Origin of the sequence: Mycoplasmopsis bovigenitalium, assembly GCF_002356075.1 — a bacterium.
Lineage (GTDB): Bacteria > Bacillota_I > Bacilli_A > Mycoplasmatales > Metamycoplasmataceae > Mycoplasmopsis > Mycoplasmopsis bovigenitalium_A.
In genome coordinates this window covers 497,239-520,075 of sequence record NZ_AP017902.1, presented here as the reverse complement: position 1 = coordinate 520,075, position 22,837 = coordinate 497,239, and the positions used below count along the sequence as shown (strand labels likewise).

17 protein-coding genes and 1 tRNA gene are annotated in these 22,837 nt (G+C 28.7%); 9 read left to right on the top strand and 9 right to left on the bottom strand.

Annotated elements, in window-relative coordinates:
• Positions 1-528 precede the first annotated feature (528 nt).
• Positions 529-1,989 (bottom strand): hypothetical protein, encoded by a 1,461-nt coding sequence (locus tag MBVG596_RS02275; protein WP_096386678.1) that lies wholly within the window; start codon positions 1,987-1,989, stop codon positions 529-531.
• Positions 1,982-4,339, bottom strand: coding sequence for a S8 family serine peptidase (locus MBVG596_RS02270; protein WP_096386673.1), 2,358 nt, complete (start codon positions 4,337-4,339; stop codon positions 1,982-1,984). The genes MBVG596_RS02275 and MBVG596_RS02270 overlap by 8 nt, the downstream gene beginning before the upstream one ends.
• 338 nt (positions 4,340-4,677) lie before the next feature.
• On the opposite strand from MBVG596_RS02270, the gene MBVG596_RS02265 reads away from it, so the two are divergent.
• From MBVG596_RS02265 to MBVG596_RS02240, 6 genes are all read left to right on the top strand, one after another.
• Positions 4,678-5,682 (top strand): MsnO8 family LLM class oxidoreductase, encoded by a 1,005-nt coding sequence (locus MBVG596_RS02265; RefSeq protein WP_096387409.1) that lies wholly within the window; start codon positions 4,678-4,680, stop codon positions 5,680-5,682.
• Positions 5,666-6,010, top strand: coding sequence for a glycine cleavage system protein H (locus MBVG596_RS02260; RefSeq protein WP_096386668.1), 345 nt, complete (start codon positions 5,666-5,668; stop codon positions 6,008-6,010). The genes MBVG596_RS02265 and MBVG596_RS02260 overlap by 17 nt, the downstream gene beginning before the upstream one ends.
• Positions 6,011-6,012: 2 nt before the next feature.
• On the top strand, positions 6,013-6,882 hold the full coding sequence (locus tag MBVG596_RS02255; protein ID WP_096386664.1) for a deacetylase SIR2: 870 nt from the start codon (positions 6,013-6,015) through the stop codon (positions 6,880-6,882).
• A complete protein-coding gene (locus tag MBVG596_RS02250; RefSeq protein ID WP_096386661.1) occupies positions 6,860-7,897 on the top strand; it encodes a lipoate--protein ligase in 1,038 nt (345 codons plus the stop codon). Before MBVG596_RS02255 ends, MBVG596_RS02250 begins: the two co-directional genes overlap by 23 nt.
• Positions 7,897-9,087 (top strand): NADH-dependent flavin oxidoreductase, encoded by a 1,191-nt coding sequence (locus tag MBVG596_RS02245; RefSeq protein ID WP_096386656.1) that lies wholly within the window; start codon positions 7,897-7,899, stop codon positions 9,085-9,087. The genes MBVG596_RS02250 and MBVG596_RS02245 overlap by 1 nt, the downstream gene beginning before the upstream one ends.
• 334 nt (positions 9,088-9,421) lie before the next feature.
• Positions 9,422-11,074 carry an IS1634 family transposase gene (locus tag MBVG596_RS02240; protein WP_096385711.1) on the top strand — a complete coding sequence of 551 codons (1,653 nt, stop codon included), beginning with the start codon at positions 9,422-9,424 and terminating at the stop codon, positions 11,072-11,074.
• A gap of 105 nt (positions 11,075-11,179) precedes the next feature.
• On the opposite strand, the gene msrB is transcribed toward MBVG596_RS02240, so the two are convergent.
• Positions 11,180-11,614 carry a peptide-methionine (R)-S-oxide reductase MsrB gene (gene msrB, locus MBVG596_RS02235; RefSeq protein ID WP_096386651.1) on the bottom strand — a complete coding sequence of 145 codons (435 nt, stop codon included), beginning with the start codon at positions 11,612-11,614 and terminating at the stop codon, positions 11,180-11,182.
• Positions 11,615-11,854: 240 nt separating this feature from the next.
• Here msrB and MBVG596_RS02230 point away from each other — a divergent pair, with 240 nt between their 5' ends.
• The 3 genes from MBVG596_RS02230 (at position 11,855) to MBVG596_RS02220 (ending at position 15,382) form a co-directional block, all read left to right on the top strand.
• On the top strand, positions 11,855-13,126 hold the full coding sequence (locus tag MBVG596_RS02230) for a hypothetical protein (RefSeq protein ID WP_096386646.1): 1,272 nt from the start codon (positions 11,855-11,857) through the stop codon (positions 13,124-13,126).
• On the top strand, positions 13,126-15,186 hold the full coding sequence (locus MBVG596_RS02225) for a S8 family serine peptidase (RefSeq protein WP_096386641.1): 2,061 nt from the start codon (positions 13,126-13,128) through the stop codon (positions 15,184-15,186). The genes MBVG596_RS02230 and MBVG596_RS02225 overlap by 1 nt, the downstream gene beginning before the upstream one ends.
• A gap of 120 nt (positions 15,187-15,306) precedes the next feature.
• Positions 15,307-15,382: transfer RNA gene (locus tag MBVG596_RS02220), tRNA-Thr, on the top strand.
• A gap of 32 nt (positions 15,383-15,414) precedes the next feature.
• Here the strand turns inward: MBVG596_RS02220 and fmt are convergent.
• From fmt to ftsH, 6 genes are all read right to left on the bottom strand, one after another.
• Entirely contained in the window at positions 15,415-16,251 is an 837-nt protein-coding gene (fmt, locus tag MBVG596_RS02215; RefSeq protein ID WP_096387406.1) for a methionyl-tRNA formyltransferase, read from the bottom strand.
• Between the two features lie 140 nt (positions 16,252-16,391).
• Positions 16,392-17,783, bottom strand: coding sequence for a hexose phosphate transporter (locus MBVG596_RS02210; protein WP_096386637.1), 1,392 nt, complete (start codon positions 17,781-17,783; stop codon positions 16,392-16,394).
• 517 nt (positions 17,784-18,300) lie between these two features.
• Complete coding sequence (locus tag MBVG596_RS02205) at positions 18,301-18,972, bottom strand: DUF4357 domain-containing protein (RefSeq protein WP_096386633.1); 672 nt, start codon at positions 18,970-18,972, stop codon at positions 18,301-18,303.
• 25 nt (positions 18,973-18,997) lie between these two features.
• The gene (locus MBVG596_RS02200; protein ID WP_096386629.1) at positions 18,998-19,693 is read right to left on the bottom strand and encodes a ribonuclease HIII; all 696 of its coding nucleotides are present in this window, start codon (positions 19,691-19,693) and stop codon (positions 18,998-19,000) included.
• Between the two features lies 1 nt (position 19,694).
• Positions 19,695-20,615, bottom strand: a complete 921-nt coding sequence (locus tag MBVG596_RS02195) for a Cof-type HAD-IIB family hydrolase (RefSeq protein ID WP_096386625.1) — start codon at positions 20,613-20,615, stop codon at positions 19,695-19,697.
• A 147-nt stretch (positions 20,616-20,762) separates the two neighbouring features.
• Positions 20,763-22,826: an ATP-dependent zinc metalloprotease FtsH gene (gene ftsH, locus MBVG596_RS02190; RefSeq protein ID WP_096386622.1), complete on the bottom strand. Its 2,064-nt coding sequence runs from the start codon at positions 22,824-22,826 to the stop codon at positions 20,763-20,765.
• Positions 22,827-22,837 lie beyond the last annotated feature (11 nt).

The following is a 22,837-nucleotide window of genomic DNA, read 5'->3' as shown; positions in this document are numbered from 1 at the left end:
TTTCAATTATGATAAACATTAATATTTATTCAAAAAATGTAATTAATTTTAGTACCAAAAAATTTGTAAACAGCTATAAATAAGAGTAATTTGTAAATTCGTTATTTCGAAACCGGGAAACAAATCTATAAAAAAACTATATAAAATATAAATTTTATTTTAGTATAAGTATGTTAGTTTCCCATTTAAGTATAAAATTTGCTATATATCAAAATATGTGTTTACCGATCAATAAATTTTTCATTGGCCAATATGGTTGAAATGTTGTATTACAAAATAAATAATTTGCAAAATATAATGCAAAAATTGTAATTAATATCCACAATGAAATTTACCAATATGCATATAAATAAATCGTTTTGGTAATTTTTATATATACAAAATGGGAAAAATAAACGATTATTTTATTGCCTTTCTTATTCTACTTTCCCACTTAAGTATAAAAATATATACGTAAGTAGAAACTAATAGAGAACTAAAATAAGCGCATCCGCGCTTATTATTGATGAATTTTATTATCTAGTATTATTAAATTTTACGAAATGCTTCGTCATCTATTCTAATATTTGGATCTAGTTTTTCCAAGTTAAAACTAGATGGTTGGTCTAATATAGTCCACATATCTCGATAATTTGATTTGCGCATATCGTAGAATGTTTTATAAGAGTCTCAAATAATGGTTCCATTTGGATTTCAAAACGATCTACTTTGTTTATCGAATTCTTCATAATATCCCATTTCTTTTGGAAAGAAAAAATTGTGAAAATTCTTTCAGTACGTTAATGATTTTACTTGAATAATATTTCCATGCCATTTAGGGTCTATATGATATGCCTTAAACAAATCATCAAGAGATATAGAATAGTAATCAGTTTCAGGTTTAGGTCTTTTAGCATAAAATAATGTATTTTTTTGTCATTCAATAAACTTTTTAAAGTCCATTAATTTCGGGCGATGGTAAATAGTAATTTTATAGTTTCTTCCATTAGTTATATTTTCCCGATAATCTGAATACTCTTTGTATTTTTCAGCCTTAATCGTTATTTCATTATTTTTAAATGCGTCTTTATAGGCTTTATTGTATTTAAAAGTCAAAATTTTAGACACTGACCCATCTGGCATAATTTTATCTTTAATTTGTACATCATTAATAGCAAATAATTGATAATTATTAAATAGCTGCTTATAATTTCTTGTTTTAATAGCTGCTTTATAATCTATTTTCTCAGGAATATGATTTGTGTAATGTTTATCCCTAATTGTTCCTTTGGTTTTCTCTTTTTTATTATCTACAGTATTGTCACGAGAGTGACTGTTGCCTCTATGGTCTGTATGTTCGATATCAAAAGGAGGGAATTTAATAGGTACATGTTCATTTTTCACATTAAAATCAATTCATTGATTAAAAAGATTACTAAATTCAGTAGTTTCTATAATATTTTCTGCAATTCTTGATTTAAAAACTGTAGTGTTTTTTGATTCAAAGTTACCTGATTCTGATAAATTTTTGTTTAATGCCTCCAAAAAGTTGAAATTATCGATATTTCTAATTGAATTTGAATTTGTATCACTTGTCTCGAAGTTTTTTATTAACCTATAGTTTCTTGATTCATTAAGAAAATTGCTATAAATACCAAGAAAAGCTAAATATTCCTGCTCTACATTTTTTATGATGTTATCAGAAACGTAATTTTTATCTGTAATAGTATTGAAAAAATCAAACAAAACTTCTTTAACATCTGTCATTAATTTATAGTTTTTTATTGGATGTAATTTCTCATTTGGAAAAAAATTGTTAATTTGGCTGGTATTTAAATCAATTGAAAACGCTGTTCAAATAGGGTCTGTGTCTTTTACTTCCTTAAATATATTTTCTTTATCATTTTTTTCATTTTCAATTGGTTTTTCAATGTTTTTGTTACATGATGAAGCAATTAAAACTGGTGAAAGAGTTGATAATAGTAATAGTGACTTATATAATTTATTCATTTACTACCTCGTAATATCATAGAAAATCAGTATTTGAATTTAAATAATCTATATAAAGCTTCTTAATTAAATAATCTGTGTCAACGTATCAATTTTTTTGATAATGGTAATGATATTTGTGTGTCCAAAATCTTGTTTCAGGTAAATATGATTCTTTGAGATTATTATCTTTTATATATTTTTTAAGAGCAAATAAAATACTTTCCATATCATTGAACTTTAATTTCACGTTAATTGTTGCAGCCGGCGAATATTTATAATTGCTAAAATAAACTCTCTCTATTTCAGAGTATGGATCATTGCTAATTGAAATTTTTCTTTCAGGAGCATTACCATTAATGATATCTAAGCTAGAATAAACTTCAAATGTATTTCCATTATTAAATCAATTGTTTGTGTTTAGGTTTTCACCATATACATATTTAATGGCATTAGGTAGAAAAATTTTTAGGTTTGAATAATCGTGATTGAGAGCAAAATCATAGAAATTATTTTTATGTATTTTAACTAAGGTGTTTGTGAAATGTTTAAATTTATCAAGAATATCAATTTGTTCTAAAATTAAATCATTGCCAGTTTGTTCAATGTATTTATATGATCGAAAATCTTGGATTTTTTTGATCTTATTTTTTTGAGCTATATCAAGCATTTTAAAAAACTTAGGAATTCCGTACCCAGACTTATTTTTTGCTCGGTTTTTTCTAAAAAATTCTGTTTTTTCTTTATATTCTAAATCAGTAGTGATTAAAGGGTCTGGTTTTTTTGAAGCATAAGTAGATGATGCACTAAGTAGTAACTTTGCTTCTGCAAGACTGATTTCCCTATTTAATTTATTTTGAAGAAGAGATAATAAACCAGTGATGAGCGGGGCCGACTTGCTAGTGCCACTAAAGTTATATAAATATCTAAATTTATTTTTTAGTTCTTTGTTCGCGGCACCAAGTGTATTATTATCGTTAAAAAGTAAGTCTTTAATTGAATTTTGGTCATGAGTATGCTTATTATTTTTAATAATAACTGGATAATCATGTCTATTGCTATTACCATATGCTGAAACAAGTGGTGCTAATTTGTTATCTTTATAGGAATAAGAACTGAATGATGTAATTGTGTTATCAATATCTACCGAACCGACAAAAATAATATTCTCATTGTAGTTTTGATTTTGAATTTTGTTAGGTGATTGAACAACCGTTTTTCATATATCTTTATTTTTAATAAATTTATAGAAATCAAAATCCAAATAATTTTTATTATTGTCTTCGTGGCTTCTTTTGCCATTTTTATAGTCGATTATTAATTTAAGAGTTCATAAATCACCGACGTATTCAGTTAATTTATTTATAGCATTCTTTGTTTCTGTGTCATCTATTTTTATAGTCTTATCTTCTAAGTCAAAATAATACTCAAATATTGCATTAAGAGATCTTTTCATTAAATCATAAAAATTGCTTAAATCATCATTGTTTATGTTTATTAAATTATTTATTACACCAAAATCTCAAGTTAACCAATTTTCATCATATAAGTCAGACTCATTACCACTTGACATTATTACTTTTAAATTATTTTTAGCAGCGTAAGCGTCTATTTTTTGATGATCATCAATCATTTCCTCATCAGATATAAACAAATCAAAATAATTATTGTTAACTGAAAATAAATAATAGGAAATTGCCTTTGCTAAAGTCACTGCTGATTTTAATTCTTTTAAAGTTATTAAATTGGTACTTATATCGCGCGATATTAGGTCATCTGCAATTTTTTCCTTTGATGTTTTTGAATCATAAACTGAGTCAAAACGTCGTTTTGTGTAAAAACTAGGTTTGCCATTATAACCTAAACTTAAATTAAATATTTTTATATTGTGTTTTTCATGCATTTCTTTAATGACACTAAACTTTGACCTGCCGTTTAAATAAGTGAAATATAATTCCGCATCCGGATTGACACCAATATCAGTGCCTATAATAGAAGTCACCGCCCAAGCATGATTACCATATTTTTTACTCGATAATTGGTCTGTCTCTTTTACTACTTTAAATTTTTCATCTTTTGAAACGAGATATTTTACATCTAAATCTTCAAGCTCAATTATTCCGACTTTGTTTAAATCCGCGTTATCTGTTTTATTATACTTACCAATATCTCTATTTATAACCCCTAGCTTACGGTAGTAAGGCTCATAAATTTTTATGATTTTGTTGTAATCATCAATATCTAGATCAATATTACTAGACACATTTGTTTTTCTAAATTTTGAATTACTTGTAACAGCAACACTTGCCGAAAAAAGCGGCAATGTTGCAATAATAGTTCCGATTTTTATCAAATTAATATTTTTAATCATTTATACCTCTTATATCTATATTCTACTATATATCAAAATCAATATATAAAGCGCATATGGCAATTTCCATATTCAGGCTCAATTCGGAATAAAATATTAAAAATTATTGAAAAGTTCAATGTAGTGGTGGACGGCGATACAAAAATTTTAATAAATGTTATTTATTTTTAATTTCACTGATCTTTTTAATACCATCCACAAATTAATGCAAGCTTGAACTTTCAAAAATATCATTATGCAAATTACAAATAGTTTACTTTGTGGAATTTTTATTTTTTATAAAGCAAATTAGCTTGATTGGCAAAATAAACAATGCATATTTGTATATAATTGCAATCATGAAGATAAGCGTATTAGAGCATGGTGTTTTAACTGAAAAAAACGGATACAAAAAAACTTATAAAAATTTAGAAAATTTGTGTAAATTTGCAGAAGATTTGGGTTTTTATTCATTCTGAATTAGTGAACAACATGATGTTAATGCACTAGTGATTACTAATCCACTTATTCTTCTAAATCATTTAGCAAATAAAACTAAAAAAATTCACATTGGTTGCGGCGGAATAATGTTAAAACATTATCAACCATTTTCTATCGCCGAGCAAATAAACACATTGAATTTGTTGCACGAAAATAGGTTTATTTTTGGTTTTGGAAGCAACGCTTCGACACCAAAAATAACAAAATTATTGAAAAGCGATGAATCAAATTCAAGTTTTTACCAAAAAATGATTAAAACAATTAATTTTGTCAATAACTCAGAAAACATTAATGTTAAAGTTAACCCGCATATTGAACAAAAAATAGATCCAGTTATGTTGATAACTAGTGAACAAAGTGCAATATTTGCTGCAGAAAATAAGTTCAAAATTATTTATGGTTGATTTTTACAACCAATAAAAACCTATGCAAAAGCAGTTATTCAAACATATATTAATGTATATCAAAAAAAATGAGGGATTACGCCCCAGGATATAGGTATAAGCGTAAATGTTGTGGCTGGGAAAAATGACCAAGTTATTGAAGACAATAGAAAAGCTTTAGCTCTCTTTAGAATGGGGCAAAATGATTGAAATGAATTTGAGATTTTTCCATCTGGCAATGATTTAAAAAATTATTCATTTAAGCCCGAGCAAAAATCAATTTTCGAAAGATTTTATTCAAACATTTTTACACTCAAAAATAAGTTTGATGTTAAAAAAATTGATCAATTATGCACAGAGTTAAAAATTCAACACTTAATCATTATGCCAACTATGACTAATGTGCAAGACCGCAAAATTGCTTTAAAAAATGTAGCAAATTACTACAAATTGGGAGACAAACATGAAAAAAATTGTTAAGTATTTAATTGTTGAAAAATTAGAAAACAAAGACCAATACTATTTAAGAATGACACCTGAAATGCAAGATGACATTGGTACAGTTGGACATATTCAATTCAGAAACACCGATAAATCAATGCTTAAGGAAAATGACGAATTCATGGCTTTTGAAGCGTCAAAAGCTATACTAACATTAAAAATGCCTTTTGACGCCAAAGTTGTTGAATGAAACAATGCGGAACTTGCAAAACCTTCTTTAGTTTCTTCACATAAAGATTCAGAAAACTGAATTATGATTATTAGCGATATTGACCCAGAAATATTAGCTAATCTTGAAGACTTTTAATTATGAATAAAGAATTTAACGCAAAGAAACTAAACAATTTAATATCACAAGCAGATGCTATAGTACTTGGAATTGGTTCGGGAATGACGGCTGCTGATGGTATAGGTTATACTGGCAAGCGTTTTCAGGAAAACTTTAGTGATTTTATAAAAGCTTTTGGCTTTTTAGATATGCTTCAAGCTAGCGTCTATCATTTTGATGATATTCAAAATTATTGAGCATTTCATTCTAGATTTATGAAACTTAATTACTTTGACCAACAACCTAGTCAAAGTTTCATAAATCTAAAACAATATTTAGCAGACAAAAATTATTTTATTATTACTACTAATTCAGATAATGCTTTAGAAGCAGCGGAATTTGACGAACAAAAAATATTTTATATTCAAGGTAAATATAATTTATTACAATGCGAAAAAATGTGTCACAACCAACGTTATTCTAATGATGCGGCAGTTTATCAAATGATTGAAAAACAATCAAACATGAAAGTTCCATTAGACTTAATTCCACGTTGTCCTAAGTGCAATTCATTTCTGGAAGTTAATAAAAGACTTAAAGAAAAAGGTATGGTTGAAGATCAACAATTTTTTGATGAAAAAGCTCGTTATGAATCGTTTATTGAAAAATATAAAGATAAAAAAATCTTGTTTTGAGAAATTGGTGTTGGTTATTCAACACCAATGTTAATCAAGCATCCATTCTGATTAATGACCGAACAAATCCCAAAAGCTCAATATTTAGCAATGAATAATAGAGTTTACCGTCTGCCACAACAAATTAGATCAAAAACAATAGTTGAAACTAACGATATTAAAGACTCAATAGCTTCATTATTGGAGGTTAAAAATGATATTGATAGAACCAATTAGAAATGGAAAATACGTCAAAGATGGCGCATATTGATTAGCAATTCAAGTATGAGCCTTAAATCATTTACGTGTTGATGAAACAATAGTTTTTCCAACGGTTGCTGACCCACATATTCAAATTGGATACTTCCAAAACCCTGAAGTTGAAATCAACTTCAATTATTTGAAAGAGAAAAATTTACAAGTTGTTCGCAGAGACACTGGTGGTGGCGCAATTTATATTGACTCAAATTCAGTTAATGTTTGTTATTTAATGCCTTATAAAGATAATGAAAGTATTATTGGCAATTTTGCCAAGTTTTATGAACCAATTATCAAAATATTAAAAGATTTGGGCGCTAAAAATGTTGCTCAAACTGGCAAAAATGACTTAACTATAGATGGGCGCAAAGTTTCAGGTGCTGCCATGATGCTAATCAATAATGTAATTTATGGCGGAAATTCAATTCTTTATAATATTGACTACGATGCCATGTTACAAGTCTTGAATCCAAATCGAAAAAAAATTCAATCACAAGGCATTAAATCAGTGCGTCAAAGAGTTGCTGGATTGAGCGAATATTTTGACGAACCATACAGAAATTTAGATATTTTTGAATTCAAAGATTTAATCATAAAACGTTTATTCAACACTGACGATTTAAGTTCAATAAAACGTTATGTTATGAGTGAAGAAGATTGACTGCAAGTTGATGAATTGATTGAGAAAAAATATAAAAATTGAGATTGAACATACGGAAAAAGCCCACGTTATGAATACAATCGCGATGCGCGATTGTCAATTGGTACAATCAACTTTTCATTGTCAATTAACAACCAACGCATTGAAAAAATAAAAATAAGTGGCGACTTTTTCCCACGAAACAATATTGAGACACTTGAAAAAGATTTAATTGGTACAAAAATGACTTATAACGATTTGCTAAATGCACTTAAAAATGCTGATTTGCAATCTTATTTCTTTACAGAAGTTAGTCCTGAAGAAGTTGCAAAAATAATTCTAGACGAGGAATAATGAATAAATATAAACCATTATTTGAACCTTTCAAATTGGGCAAACACACTCTTTCAAATCGCTTTGTTTTGTCTCCGATGACTCTTTCATTAACAACTATTGATGGCAAAATGACTTCACAAGAAGCAAATTATGCATTAAGAAGGGCCAATAGTGCGCCAATAGCAATTACAGGCGCAGCATATATTGATGAATTTGGCCAACTTTTTGAATATGGTTATAGCGCTAAAGATGACAATGATATTGAGTCACTAAAAGTTTTGGCAAATGCTATGAAGGCTAAAGGTAATCTTGCAATTTTGCAACTTGGCCATGCCGGCAAATTTTCACAAGCTAGTCTAAAAAAATATGGCCATTTATATGGCCCAAGTTATGAGAAAAATCATTTCCCATTTGAACATGAAGTTTTTGAACTCACTTATAAACAAATCAAAGAAAGTATTGAATCTTATGCAAATGCAACGTTAAGAGCAATTAAAGCAGGTTTTGATGGTGTTGAAATCTCTATGGCTCAAAGACTGCTTATTCAAACATTTTTCAGTAAAATCGTCAATAAAAGACACGATTTATATGGAATTGATACATTTGAAAATCGTTCTCGTTTATGTATTGAAGTCGTCGAATCAATAAGAAATGTAATTGAAATTCATGCTCCAGAAGGATTTATTTTTGGCTTTAGAGCTACGCCTGAAGAAACTTATGGAGCTGAATTAGGTTATTCAATTGAAGAATTTTGCCAATTGATTGATTTAACAATTGAAAAAGGAAAAATTGATTACCTAGCAATTGCTAGTTGAGGACACGATATTTACCTAAATAAAGTTCGTTCTGAATGCAAATTTAAAGGTCAATTAATAAATAAAGTTGTTTATGATCATTTTAAAAATAGATTGCCAATAATTTCTTCGGGCGGAATCAATACCCCAGATAAATGTCTACAAGCTCTTGAGAATTGTGATTTAGTAGGCTTAAGTTCAGTATTTGTAGCAGACCCTGATTTTGTTCATAAAATCAAAACAGGAGAAATTGAGAAAATTAATTTAGCAATTATACCCGAACAATTAGATGATCTAGCTATCCCGAAAGATTCATTTAAAGGAATTGTTAATATGTTTGGTTACTGTGAAACAATCCCTGATAAAGCAATGAAAACACTGACTGATAACTCTTTACAAAATAAAAACAAATAATAATTTAAACGAATAGGCATTAATCAAGTCTATTCGTTTTTTTACCAAAATTATTTATATATCAATAGTATATGTGCCAAGTATACATGGTTATTAAATCATTTTTTTGTGATTTTATAAATAAAAAACTAAGCAATGCTAGTGTTTATCCAAATTAATTGTTGTCTAATATTTCCTTGAATTTACCTAAACCATTTCCTGCGTTTCCCAGTTTTAAGCGATAAATTAATCTAATTTAACTATTTTTTTCACTCCATACTATATATAGTATGGAATTTTTCATATTTTTTAATTTTATAATTGCATTTAATTACATTTATGATATAATAAGAATATGGAAAAACAAGATTTGATGCTATTTAATGTTCATGGAAATAAAAAGGGCGTTTTATATAAATATGTTGGCTGGTCAAACGGATTCAATAAAAATCCAACAAGATGGTTTAGTTTAGGAAATGTAGAAAAACTACTTGAAATTAACGAAAACGCAATCGAGATAATAAAAAACAAACTTAAAAACTTCACTAGACAGGATAATCCAGATAAAGTTAAACATGCGCTTCTACACTCGATTGAAAAAGAAAAAATCCAACATACAAGTATTTGCGTTGGCAATGAATTAATAAGTGAATTTATTGAAAAACACAACATATTTAAACAATTAAAAGCCACAAGACATAAAAATATGAATGAAATATTTAATTTCTTAGTGGCGAAAAGAATTATTAATCCCACAAGTATATACAACTCATTTAATGAATCAGATGAATATTCAACAAATATCTTTTCTTCTAAGAATAGCTTTTATAGACTTTTAGACATTGTTCACGAAAACAAAGACCAATTGCTTTTTTCAATAAATAAATTAGTTGAATCGGAAACAAAAAGTAAATTAGATGAAATCTATTTTGATTCATCTACAGTGTATTTTGAAAGTTTTAGCCGCGAAGGACTTAGGGTTCCTGGGTATTCTAAAGATGCCAAATTCAAAGAAGATCAGATTGTGATTGGTCTTGCGTGCGACAAAAATGGTATTCCTATTTACATGAAAGTTTTCAAGGGAAATACAGGGGATTCAAGAACAATGATTCCATTTATATTAGAACTTGAAACTAAATTTGGCATAAAAAATATAACAATTATTGCTGATAGAGGGATGAGTACAAATGCAAATATCCGTTTTTTAGAACAAAGAGGACACAATTTTATAATCTCATATAGAGCAAAATCTGGTAGTCAGAATTTTAAAAATTGGATTTTAGATCGCGAAGGATACATTGGAGATTCTGAATTTAGATACAAAGAAACAGAATATGAATCTAATTGAAAAAATACAAGATTTAATGGTAAATTAAGAAGAAGAATTGTAACTTATTCAAAAACAAGAGCAAAAAAAGATAGAGAAGATCGCGGAATTTTGATTGATAATTTCCGTAAAAAACAAGACAAAAGCGGTTATGTTGATTCAACAAAAATGTTGGGTACAAAAAAATGCAAATTCTTTAAACAAATATCTAAGTTTAAATTTGAATTAGACTTTGAAAAAGTCACAAAAGATTCTGAATTTGATGGTATCTATGTTTATGAAACAAATATTTCAAATATTTCTGCTGAAAAAATCATTGAAAAGTACGCGAACCAATGAAAAATTGAAACAAATTTTAGAGCATTAAAAAGTTTTTTACAAATTAGACCGGTTTATGTGAGACTAGACGAACACATAATAGCACACTCAATATTATGTTTTATATCACTTGTTTTATTAAAACTTATTACTTATAAGATAAACAAGTTTTATGAGGATTATGGTGTAATTGACCATTTATCTGAACAAAAACTTATTAATATATTATCCAAACTAAGAGAAAGAGTTGATATCAACTCAAAAACAAAAGAAATCATTAAAAGACAAAGAGAAGATTCGAAAACAATAAAAGATATTTGAAGCGAATATGATCTTATTAAAAAAATTGTAATTAAAAAATAGCATAAAAATAACGAAAAGCACTATAAATAAGGCTTATTCGTTATTTTTATTATTTGAAACTGGGAAACTCGGGAAAAAACTAAGCAATGCTAGTGTTTATCCAAATTAATTGTTGTCTAATATTTCCTTGAATTTACCTAAACCATTTTGTTCAAGTTCATCATAAGGGATAAATTTTAAAGAAGCTGAATTAATACAGTATCTCAATCCCCCTTTTGATTTAGGCCCATCATGAAACACATGTCCCAAATGAGAATCTGCATTTAAACTTTTAACCTCTGTTCTCAACATATTGTGTGATGTGTCTTCTTTTTCAATAATTAAACTATCATCAATAGGTTTACTAAATGCTGGTCAACCGCAACCTGAGTCAAATTTTTCTGTTGATAAAAATAGTGGTGTACCATCAACAATGTCAACATAAACACCTTTTTCAAAGTGTTCATCGTATTCATTGTCAAATGGTCTTTCTGTATAAGCTTCTTGAGTTACCTTGTATTGTAACTCGGTTAAATGACTTAAATCTCTTTTATTTTTCATAAGTGTATTATACAACCATAACACTATAATTACCAAAGCAAAACCCATAAAAATAATTAAAATTTTTGACCAAAATCAATATTAAAACGATTGAAGAAATCAAATTTATAAAATTAATTTCACATTAAGTAAATTAAATATAAAAAAGGTTATTTAAAGTAAAAAAAATTTGCTACATATTTTCTCGAAAGTTAACTCTAACACATTTTGAAAGTATAATTTAATTATTAGGAAGTATTTATGAAAAGAAAATTGTTAATTCCAAGCATTGCGCTAATTTCACCAATAATTGCAGTTTCATGCAACCAAAACGAGCCTCAATACGAGAAAGATGAAGTGTTAAATCGTCTATTAATAGATGGATATATATCTTTACCAACTAATACAGCATTATTTTCACCTGAAAATAAAAAATTACTATATGAGTTTTTGAATGTACTAGGTGAATTTAAAGTCGCCAAACGTAGTGTTTCAAGTAATCAAACAGGACATTTTCAAGAGGATAAATTAAACCTTATTAAAGAAACTCGCGAAAATATTTCATCAATAATACTTGAACAAACTTATTATTTTAAAGATTTAATCGAACCTAAAAATAAAAAACTTAACATTAACCAAGAAAAATTTACTGAATATTTACAATATTTAATTTCAACCTACAAAGAATATATTCAAATCATAAAAAATAATGCTGTTTTTTTAACTAAGCATTCATTTGAAAAAGAATTGCCATCAAATGTAAAGAAAATGCAGAATTTTGACATAATCGCACCAGTTAACCAAGAATACAAAGAATTAAAAGCAAAAAAGAGAGATTTATCTGAGGAATATTACTTTTCACTAGAAATTTTAAATATTTTAAAAGCTCATGATAATTCACAGCAAAGTTTTAATAATTGAAAAGACACTTATAATGCTTTTGTAAATGTAAAAAAATTAAATTATAAATTTGGCTCGAAACTTTTGAGTTCCCGCGCACCAATATATATAGGGGAAAATCCAAATCCCAACACTTTTAAGGTTGATAATGTTGAACTCTATCAAAATGAAAATAAATATTTACAATTCGATATGGAAGAATTCAACAAAGATTTTAATTATTTTATCTATACAATAAAAAGCAATGATTCAAATGCTCAAAATATAATAATTTCAAAAGTGCCTAAATTCATTCGCTATCGTTCTTTTAAATACAGGGATTGATTTATTTTAAAAAATTCAAGCACCAAAAACAAAAAGATATTAAATTTAAATAAATTTTTTAAGGATGTAAATAGCCAGTTTTGGATGATTAATAGTTATGACTTGCAAAATAAATATCATAAAGTAAACACATTTGAATCTGTTTATCAAGTTATTTTCGATCGGTTTAAATCAAATGATGTCAAAGGCTTCTTCTTTGATATTGACAATATTCAAATAAAACATTTAAATAAAGAACTTATTGAGTGATACAGAGATACTCCAAAGAGAGAATATTATCCAATAAGAGCAGTTCCGGAGGGTAAATAATGAAAAAAATACTAAAATTAGCTGTTATGACATTACCAATAATGGTGCTTTCTGCACACGTAAGAGTGGATAATGATATTGTTGCTAAGGATGGTGTCCCTGGCATTATAATTAGTTCACCATTAGATTTGCCAGATAAAGATTATGAATATTTACAAAATATGTATGATTTTTATTATCGCAAATTAAACATTCATGGCAGAGATTCTGATTCAAAAAATGAGGTTTACAATAGAGTTGGAATAGTAGAACCAAAAAGTTTCGAAACAAATTATTTATTCTTAAAGGATAAGAAAAAAATCAATATTAACCAGGTTACTGAAAAAACCAAATATGGTAACCATGGCTACGCGGTAACATCTATCATTGGAACTGATACAGGAATTAACAAAAATGCTTATTTATATTACGAGGATTTAAGTTCTGCTAAAGAAAATGGGAATGATATATTAGAAAAGATTAAAAAATTGCATGAAAATCACGGAATTAAGTTAATTAATTTAAGCTTGGGGTGGGGTTATAACCCAGTAGGAATTGCAATACCTAATGAATTACCTTCTATAAACAAAGAGAACAATTTAGAAGAAATAGGAAGGTGAGATACCTACATGTTTTTAACTGTTGGCAAGCTTATGTCTTTTTATCATTATTTAAATAACAAGGATTATAAAAAAGATGTAGATGGCATATTTAAAAAAACATTTGATGAAGTTGGTCAATATGCATTGAAGAATGATATTAAGATAGTGAAGTCGGGCGGAAATTTTAATAGCGCTAATTTATTTGAATTAATTAAACAGTTCGAAGAATATTGGAATAATATTGAAGGCTCGAAGTGAACTTATTTTAAAGATAATCTATCTAAATTTGAAAAAATTATTAACGAAGATCCAATATTCAAGGATGATAAAAATGCATTCAAATTTCTCAATTCATACTTTAACAACAAAACATCTATAACTGTATCATCAGAAGATTCATTTGAAAATATGATTAATAAAATTTTAGCCGATAAAAATGAATTTATTAGTGTTGCTAATCAATGAACCGATATGGCCGCAAATAAAAATTTCATAAATGTTGCCGCAATAGAAGTAAACAGAACACCAACTTATTTTTCATCATTTTCAGATGTAAAAGCTGATCATAACCCATTAGTGTCAAACTATGGAGAAAGCCTTATAAAAGAAAATAAAGATTTCAACTACAAAAATCCGTTTCTTACTAAAGAATTTAAAGAAAAAATAGATTACTTGTCGGATTTTAGTGGAACAAGTAAAGCGGCACCATTAGTAACTGGCATGCTTTCTTTACTGCAAAATAAATTAAAAAGAAATTTATCAATAGCTGAAGCCAAAACTCTGTTATCAGCAGAATCAGTGTACTCAAGCGTTAAAATAGAAAAATACCCATATTATCCTAAGAATTTAACTGTTGAAGATTACGAAGTGTGGCGTCAAAATAAATCAAAATCGAAAACTGGTTTTGGTATTCCTGATTTGTATTATATGAATCTTGGTGCGAAAAGAGGTAAATTACGTAATATACGCTTTAATAGATCTAGTTCTTCGATTACTAGTGGAGACGATCCATTAGAAAAATTTATTTTAAAAGAACCAGAGACAATAGATATTGATAAAAATTTTAATCATTTAACACACACAATAACAATAACAACAAAGATTTCGTTCTTTGAATATTTGAAATTACACCACTATAAATTTGTTGAAGATACTAAATTATTTGATCCAGAAATTAATGATAAATACAACATTAATTCGTGATTAACATATACTATGCCGGGACACTCAGGTCTTATAACAAGAAGAAGAAAAAGTTATTCAAAAACTTCTGATGTAGAAAAAGTGTATTATAAAAAACAAGATTATTTTGGAAAAGGAAAACTAACATTTAATATTTTGCTTAATGAACTAGTTTGGTACGATGATTGATTAACAAATAATCCAAATTATGAGGAATACAAAAAGTTTATTATAAAAGAATATGAAAAATATGTTAAAGAATACTTTGATGTTGCAACTTATGTAGATATTGATTAGTTAAAGTGTCTGCACAATTAATAAGTATTTGCAAAAAAAGTTAACACCCGCTTGTTAACTTTTTTTGTTTGCCTAATTTACAACGTAATACATATATTTTTTATGTTATAATTGTTTCGCGCCGTCATAGCTCAGTCGGTAGAGCACATCCATGGTAAGGATGGGGTCGCAGGTTCAAGTCCTGTTGTCGGCACCATATGTTTATTCGCCGCTGCTTAGGCAGTTTTTTTATTGTAAAATTACACGTTTTTTACTATCAAATTGATAATCAATTAAATATAAATCACCATCAATTAATTGAATTTTTGGCGCATTTTTCACTTGTTTTATTGTGGCAAAGTTAATTTTAACTCGTTTGTCATTTATAAAAGCGAATGCTGATGGATTGGGGTTATAAGCTTTAATTATTCTTAATGCTTGCTCACAGGTCATATCATTAGTGATATGACCATTATTTTTGTCTAATTTAGGGCTAAATGTTACTTGCGAAGCATCTTGAATTTGCCTTGAAAGTTCATTATTATCTAATTGTTTGATTCAAGAAACAATGTTTTGTTTTGCAACATTACTCATTTTCGCAAAAAGTGAGCCCGATGTCTCATTTTTATCAATTTCAATTTTTGCGGTAGCAAAAACATCTCCAGCATCCATTTCTTTGACCATTTCCATAAGGCTAATTCCCGTAAAAGAATCACCATTTAAAATTGAGTATTGAATAGGGGCGGCACCTCTATATTTTGGAAGCAATGAACCATGGACATTTAGGTTTAATTTTTTGGCTAAATTTAATATTTTTGTAGGTATATATTGGCCAAAAGCAGCAGTAACTAAGTAGTCAAATTCTAGTTTAGAAAGTTCATCATAGATGTCGGCAATTTTTTCAGGTTGAAAGCAATTAATATTGTATTTTTGCGCCAATATTTTAGTTGGTGTGAAAACAGATTTTCTGCCTCTAATTGATGGGCGATCAGGTTGAGAAACTATCCCTACAACGTTAAAATTATTGATTAATTCCTCAAAAATAGGTACTGAAAATTCGGGTGTTCCGGCAAGTAATAATTTAATCATAGTAGAATTATACAGAATAAGGACTAATATAAGTTTAGAAACTTGTTTAAAGCCTGCAAATATAGATTTTACCAATTCAATTGTAAATGCAATTCAAAAAGTAAAAAAATAGCGAAAGCTTCGCTATTTAGTTATATTTATTTAGTTTGCATCTTTGTTTGTTCATTTGTTTGTGCACTTGGTTCTTTAAGTAAGAATGCACCTAAAATGGCTGAAAGTGAAACTACAATAAGAACAATAAATGTAATTGTTGAATAAATGTAGTTGTTGCCCCCTAGTTTAGCTCCCGCGATAGGAATAATTGAAATTCCGATTAAAATGACTGTAAAGAATATATATCCCATACCTCAAATTAAACTAAACATTCAGCCAATTGTTTTAGGATCAGAATTTTTATATTCATGAGGCATATTCAGCATAACACCTTGAATACCTCATAAACATAAACCACTTAAAAAGCCAAAAATGTAGAATAAAACACTTACAAATACATTCTTTTTAGCAACACCATAAATGAATGTTACGGCTGACAATGCATATAGCATAATACCAATAAATAGTATTAAACCAATGAATCAACGTCTTTTGAAGTTAGTTTTTGATCATAAACCGATTGTTATTGGCGCAATGAATACAGCTGCTAAAAAGCAAACTGATCAAATACGAATTTCATGATCAAATGTATTACGTTTAATGCTTGCTAAGTCGTGGAATATATTAAATGAAACACTAGTTGTTGGGAAAACTACTGCACATAATCATGCACCATATAATAGAACTCATGCATAAGTTGCTTTTGATTTTAGGTATTTACCTAAAATTTTAAAGCCTTCTTGTTTTGGTTGATTTTCTGTTGTGGTTTTATCGAAATGTGAACCAAAAATGATAATTATAATCAATGGAATAACATTTAAGGCGGCTAGAATTGTAAAAATTAATTGTCAATTTTCTCTAACTACTGATGATTTACCCGCAAAAACAAAAGGTAATATAGAAATTATAGTTCCTAAGGGGTAGAATCAAATACCAAATTGAGAAACAATTGATTTTTGCTTTTTACCAAAGAATGCTGAAACAACTGGTTGAGTTAAAATAACTAGCATTGTACCACCAATAGCCATAAAGGTTCTTAGTATTAAGAATAATACATATCCGTATGGCGCTGCTGGCATAAATTGTGCTGGGATACCGATCAAAGTCAATGAAATAGCAATTATTGTGCTATATTTGTGTGCAAATTTAGCCAATAACAATGCAACAGCCACTGAGCCAATCCCTCTACCTAATGTAATTGCTCAGTTGGCGGCATTGTTTGTTAAGTCAAATGCTGCATTTTTAACAATTTTAAAATAACTTAAAAATCCTGCATCAGCAGCACCATTCGCATCAATACCATTACCTGCTAAACCAACTACAAAACCTCAGTTGGCAACAAATAATAAATAACCAATTGAAATAAATGACCATAGTAAAAATCCATATGCCACTTTATTTTTTGGATTATTCATTTTATTAATAATCTTTTGCATATAACTCCTTTCTTTACTAAATTTAGTCACAAAAGCGAATAAATAAAGTTTATGTATTATACTTATAAAATAGTAATTTTCGGCAATAAAATTATTTTACAAATGGCAACATTTCCATAATGACTTTTACAATTATATTTTTAGAATTATTATTGGATTTTTGACCGGATTTTTCAATAAATATAAATTATTAACGAAGTTTCAACTAAATTAACATGCATTTTATAAAGTCTATTTATTTATGGTATATCTTTTAATTAAAAATTAATAATTCGCGATTGGTAATTGTATATTAAATTCCACTTTTACATTAAATCTTTTCTTAGCTTTATTATTTACAACAGTCACATAATTTAAGTTGAAATTTTATATACAGTTTAACTTATATTTAGATCTATAAATTTAAAATAAGTTCAATTTGTACAATAGATATTAATTCATTAATTTTACCAATAACAATATATTTAAATTCAATTAGTAAATTTAAAACAAAAAAACCTTGCTAATAAACAAGGTTTTAATCAGAAATTTCTTTTTTTCTATATATGTCAATACTTTCACCATCAGTGTTTTTTCATCAATCCCAGCCATTAGTGCTTTTTCCAACTACAATCAAGCTTGCAGCACTAGGTGATTTACATATAATATCCTCTTGTAGAAAATTGTTTTTAAATTTTGCGTTTTTTCTTAGTTGTGAAGGATATTTATCATTGTAATCTGCACAATAACTACCTTTTAGTAACGTGAAAACTCCATCGTGAACCCTTGCACGGCCTTCAACTCTTCCAAACCCTTTAACATTGCGCTCCAAAAAATACTCTCCATTAGGAATACATTTAGTATGAATTATTTCTGTTGAATCTTTGAAAACTTCTTCTTTAGTTTTATTTTGAGGGTAAATTTCTTTACCTTCAAATGAAGAAAGTAATAATTTTATTGTTTCAATATCAAGAGCAAATAATTCAGTGTTTGCAATTCTACTTTTGCTAAATATATTGTGAATTAACTTTTCTTTTTCATCATAACTGTCTACTTCAATTGCAAATTCTCTTTTTAAACCCACAATGTTTGCGTATCCATTTCCCTCTAAAATGCGCATTCGATTTTCAAATTGATCGCTACTAGTTTTGCCGATTTTGACAACACCCGAAACAACAGTAGACATTAAATAAATTATTCCTTTGCTCATTTTTTCTCCATATTTATTTTATAAATTATTTTTCTATATCCATTTTAAAAGTTAATTTACATACATCTTTTGGTTCAATATCATGTCGACGATTAAATAAATTAGCCGCAAACTCCTTAACACTATTTGATGCACCAAACGGAAAAATTTCATTGAACTTTTTATTCATATTTTCCATTTCAATCAAAAAACGCTCTCTAGCTAAGACTGATGCACAGGCAACTTCAATTGATAGTGATTCGGCTTTATTTGCTAATAAAACATCACTTTCAAACTGTTTAAATTTTGCAAAAAAATCAGGATTTGTTAGTTTTTTATAGTATTTTTCAATGCTATTAGTAGTGCTATATTTATCAATTAAAACAAAATCAATAATTTCATCTATTTTAAGATTAGTAAAAGCACCTAAATGAGCAAACATTTTTAACTCGTTTCCATTATTAAAACGCGATAGTGAGTTAAAAGTGCTTGGCTTTAAACAATATGTTGAATATTTTGTTAATTTTTTTATTTCAGGGGCTAATAATCTAATCTTTGAATCGGTAATCTTTTTTGAGTCAGTAACCCCAAGCTCTTTAAGCGTATTTTTATTTTCTAGTGGAACAAAAACTGCGGATGCAACAAGAGGGCCGAAGTAATCTCCGACCCCAACCTCGTCAATGCCAACAATGTTTTTGTTGTCAATATTAATTAATTCTTGATTAAATTCAATAAATTTCATCTTAGTCTAAATCAGCAGTTACATAAGTATCTGTCTTCATTTCTTTACGTTTTTGAATACTTTTGGCTATTTCTTGTTCTGGATTGTCTAAAAATTTATTAATGTAGTGGCCAACCCCACCATCAACGTTTGAGTATTCAAGTCTTACTGTCGCATGTCTTTTAACTGGTTCTTTTGAGTTTTTCATTGCAACAGAAGTTGTTGCAACGTGAAACATTGGAACGTCATTTAATCCATCACCAAAAGCAACAACATTTTCCAATGGAATGCCGTAGTAACGACTTAAAAGAGATATTGCCCGACCTTTATTTACTGATACATTTGTAATGTCAAATACAGGTGTTAAACCTTCACCTTTTGATCAATATGAGAACTCTCCTAAGTCACCATATTTAGCTCTTAAATAGTCTCTTAATTCATCTGGGTCTGTTGTTTCTTTAACATCAAAAATAATTCCAGTTGGTTGCAATGGTATTCTGTTTAGGTCCAATCCAACTATAAATTTAGGGTTTTCGGCAAAACCGAAAACTTGCTCTAAATCTGGGTCTCTATGATCGATTTGAACTCAACCAGGTCCTTCGATTGCTAAGTTACTAATTTCATTTTTTACTTTTGGGTCGCCTAAAACATAAAGCATTTCATTTAAGTTTAGATATTTAATTAATGGAATAAAGTTTTCATCGCTTGGGTTATGAATTTGTGAACCATTGTAGTTTGTTACTACAGTATTTAATCCCAACATTTTATAGATAGGTCTTGTTGAACGTCAAGGTCTTCCAGTTATAATGCAAACAACGTGACCTTCTTTTTGGGCTCTCTCAATAGCTTTAACTGCAACTTCATGAACAGTTCCTTTTGCACTTGATGAAAGAAGGGTTCCATCAAGGTCAAGAGCAAACATATATCTTTGTTTTGCTTCCATATACGCCTCCTGTATAGGTTAATTTGATATTCAAATTATAAAGTAATATTTAATTTTTATAATTTTATAGTTTGCCGACGTGCAAAAACATACAAATAACAATTGATTTGGAAAAAACGAATAAAAAAGTGAGCGTTAGCTCACTTATTATTCATTCGTTGATTGAATAAGTTCATCAATATTTAATGATTTATTAGTTTCCTGAATATTGGTTGATTGTTCAGCCTCAGGTAACTTCATATTTGTTGCAATGTATTCAATTTCTTCAGCAACGATTGTTTCTTTTTCAATAAGTGCTTCTTTAATTAATTCAAGTAGTTCTTTGTTTTCTTGGATAATTTTATGTGCTCTTGCTTGAGCTTCAACAATGATTTTACGAACCTCAAGATCAATTTCATGTCCAACTTTTGTAGAAAATCCTGACGATTTTAAATAGTCACGGCCTAAGAATGGAGAACCTTCATCAGCTTCATATTGAATTGGTCCTAATTCAGACATACCTCACTCAGTAACCATTTTTCTAGCTAATTTTGTTGCTTTTTGAATATCGTCACTTGCACCAGTTGAAATATTATTCGAGCCATAAATGATTTCTTCGGCAGCGCGTCCACCCATATATGAAGTTATCATAGCAATTAGATCTTGTTTAGTTAAGTTGTATTTTTCTTCTTCAGGCATCATTAAGTTGTATCCGCCGGCATTACCCCTAGGAATTATTGTTATTTTTTGAACTTTATTTCCGCCAGGAATTTTAATTCCAACTACTGCGTGTCCAGCTTCATGATAAGCAACCATTGTTAATTCTTTTTTCGAAATAACTCTATTTTTCTTAGCGGGACCAGCCATTACACGGTCAATTGCTTCATCAATATCTTCAAGAGTAATAACATCATGATTTGCACGCACAGCTAACAAACTAGCTTCATTAATCACATTTTCAAGTTGTGCCCCTGAATATCCGGGTGTTCTACGAGCAACTTTTTGCATATTGACATTGCTTGAAATTCTTTTTCCTTTTGCATGGAGTTCAAGAATTTCTTGACGTTCTTTAACATCAGGCAAGCCAACTATAATTTGTCTATCAAAACGACCTGGTCTTATTAAAGCAGGGTCCAGAACATCAGTTCTGTTTGTTGCAGCAAAGAATAAAATACCATTATTTTCTTCCATACCGTCCATTTCGACAAGCAGCTGGTTAAGAGTTTGTTCACGCTCATCGTGTCCACCACCTAAACCAGCTCCACGTGTACGCCCAATAGCATCAAGCTCATCAATAAATATAATTGCTGGCGCATTTTTTCTTGCTTCGGCAACTACATTTCTAACTCTTTTTGCTCCTAAACCAACATACATTTCAACAAAATTAGATGCTGAAATAAAGTAGAAAGGAACATTAGCTTCACCAGCTGTTGCTTTTGCTAAAAGAGTTTTACCAGTTCCGGGAGGACCTCCTAATAAAATACCATGCGGCATTCTAGCTCCCGCAGTTGCATATTTTTTAGGATTTTTTAGGTAATCAACAATTTCTCTAATTTCTTCGATCGCTTCTTTATTACCGGCAATATCGTCAAATTTTTTCTTACTGTTGATTTTTTGGGCAGGGTTTCTGTTTTCGCCAACCATGCCAACCATATTCCCGCCTCTTGAAATACTTCTAAATAATCATCACCCAATAACTATTCAAATAAGAAGTGGAAGAACTGATAATAATAGCGATTCTCAGAATGGTGTTTTATTTGATGGAATGCCTAAAGCATCAATTGATATTTGAGATTTTACAGTGCCATTTACAATAGTTTGGCCAGATTTTTGAAGCAAATCAAGTAGTGTTGTGTGATTATCACTTGCATCTATACTAAATTTTGTTTTTAGTGCTTGATTTAAAATAAATGACTGGTCAAATCATTGTTGAGCATTTTCTCGGCCCACTCTTGCAACAAAGTGATGATCTATACCGCCATCTGATAATACATAATAGATTTGTCCATTAAATCAATCCTGTTTAGCAGATTTTATAAATATTCCATCATCACTACCTCTTAATGCTTTAATCACATGTTCTTGGAAAACATTAATACCAACTTGCTGTGCTTCAGGTTTTAATCTTTCATAAAGCATATAACCAATTGCGAATACAGCAAGAGAAATTATGACGAACAATATGAATATTCAAATTATTCTACCTTTGTTTATGGGTTTTTTGTCGTTCATGATGTCCTTTC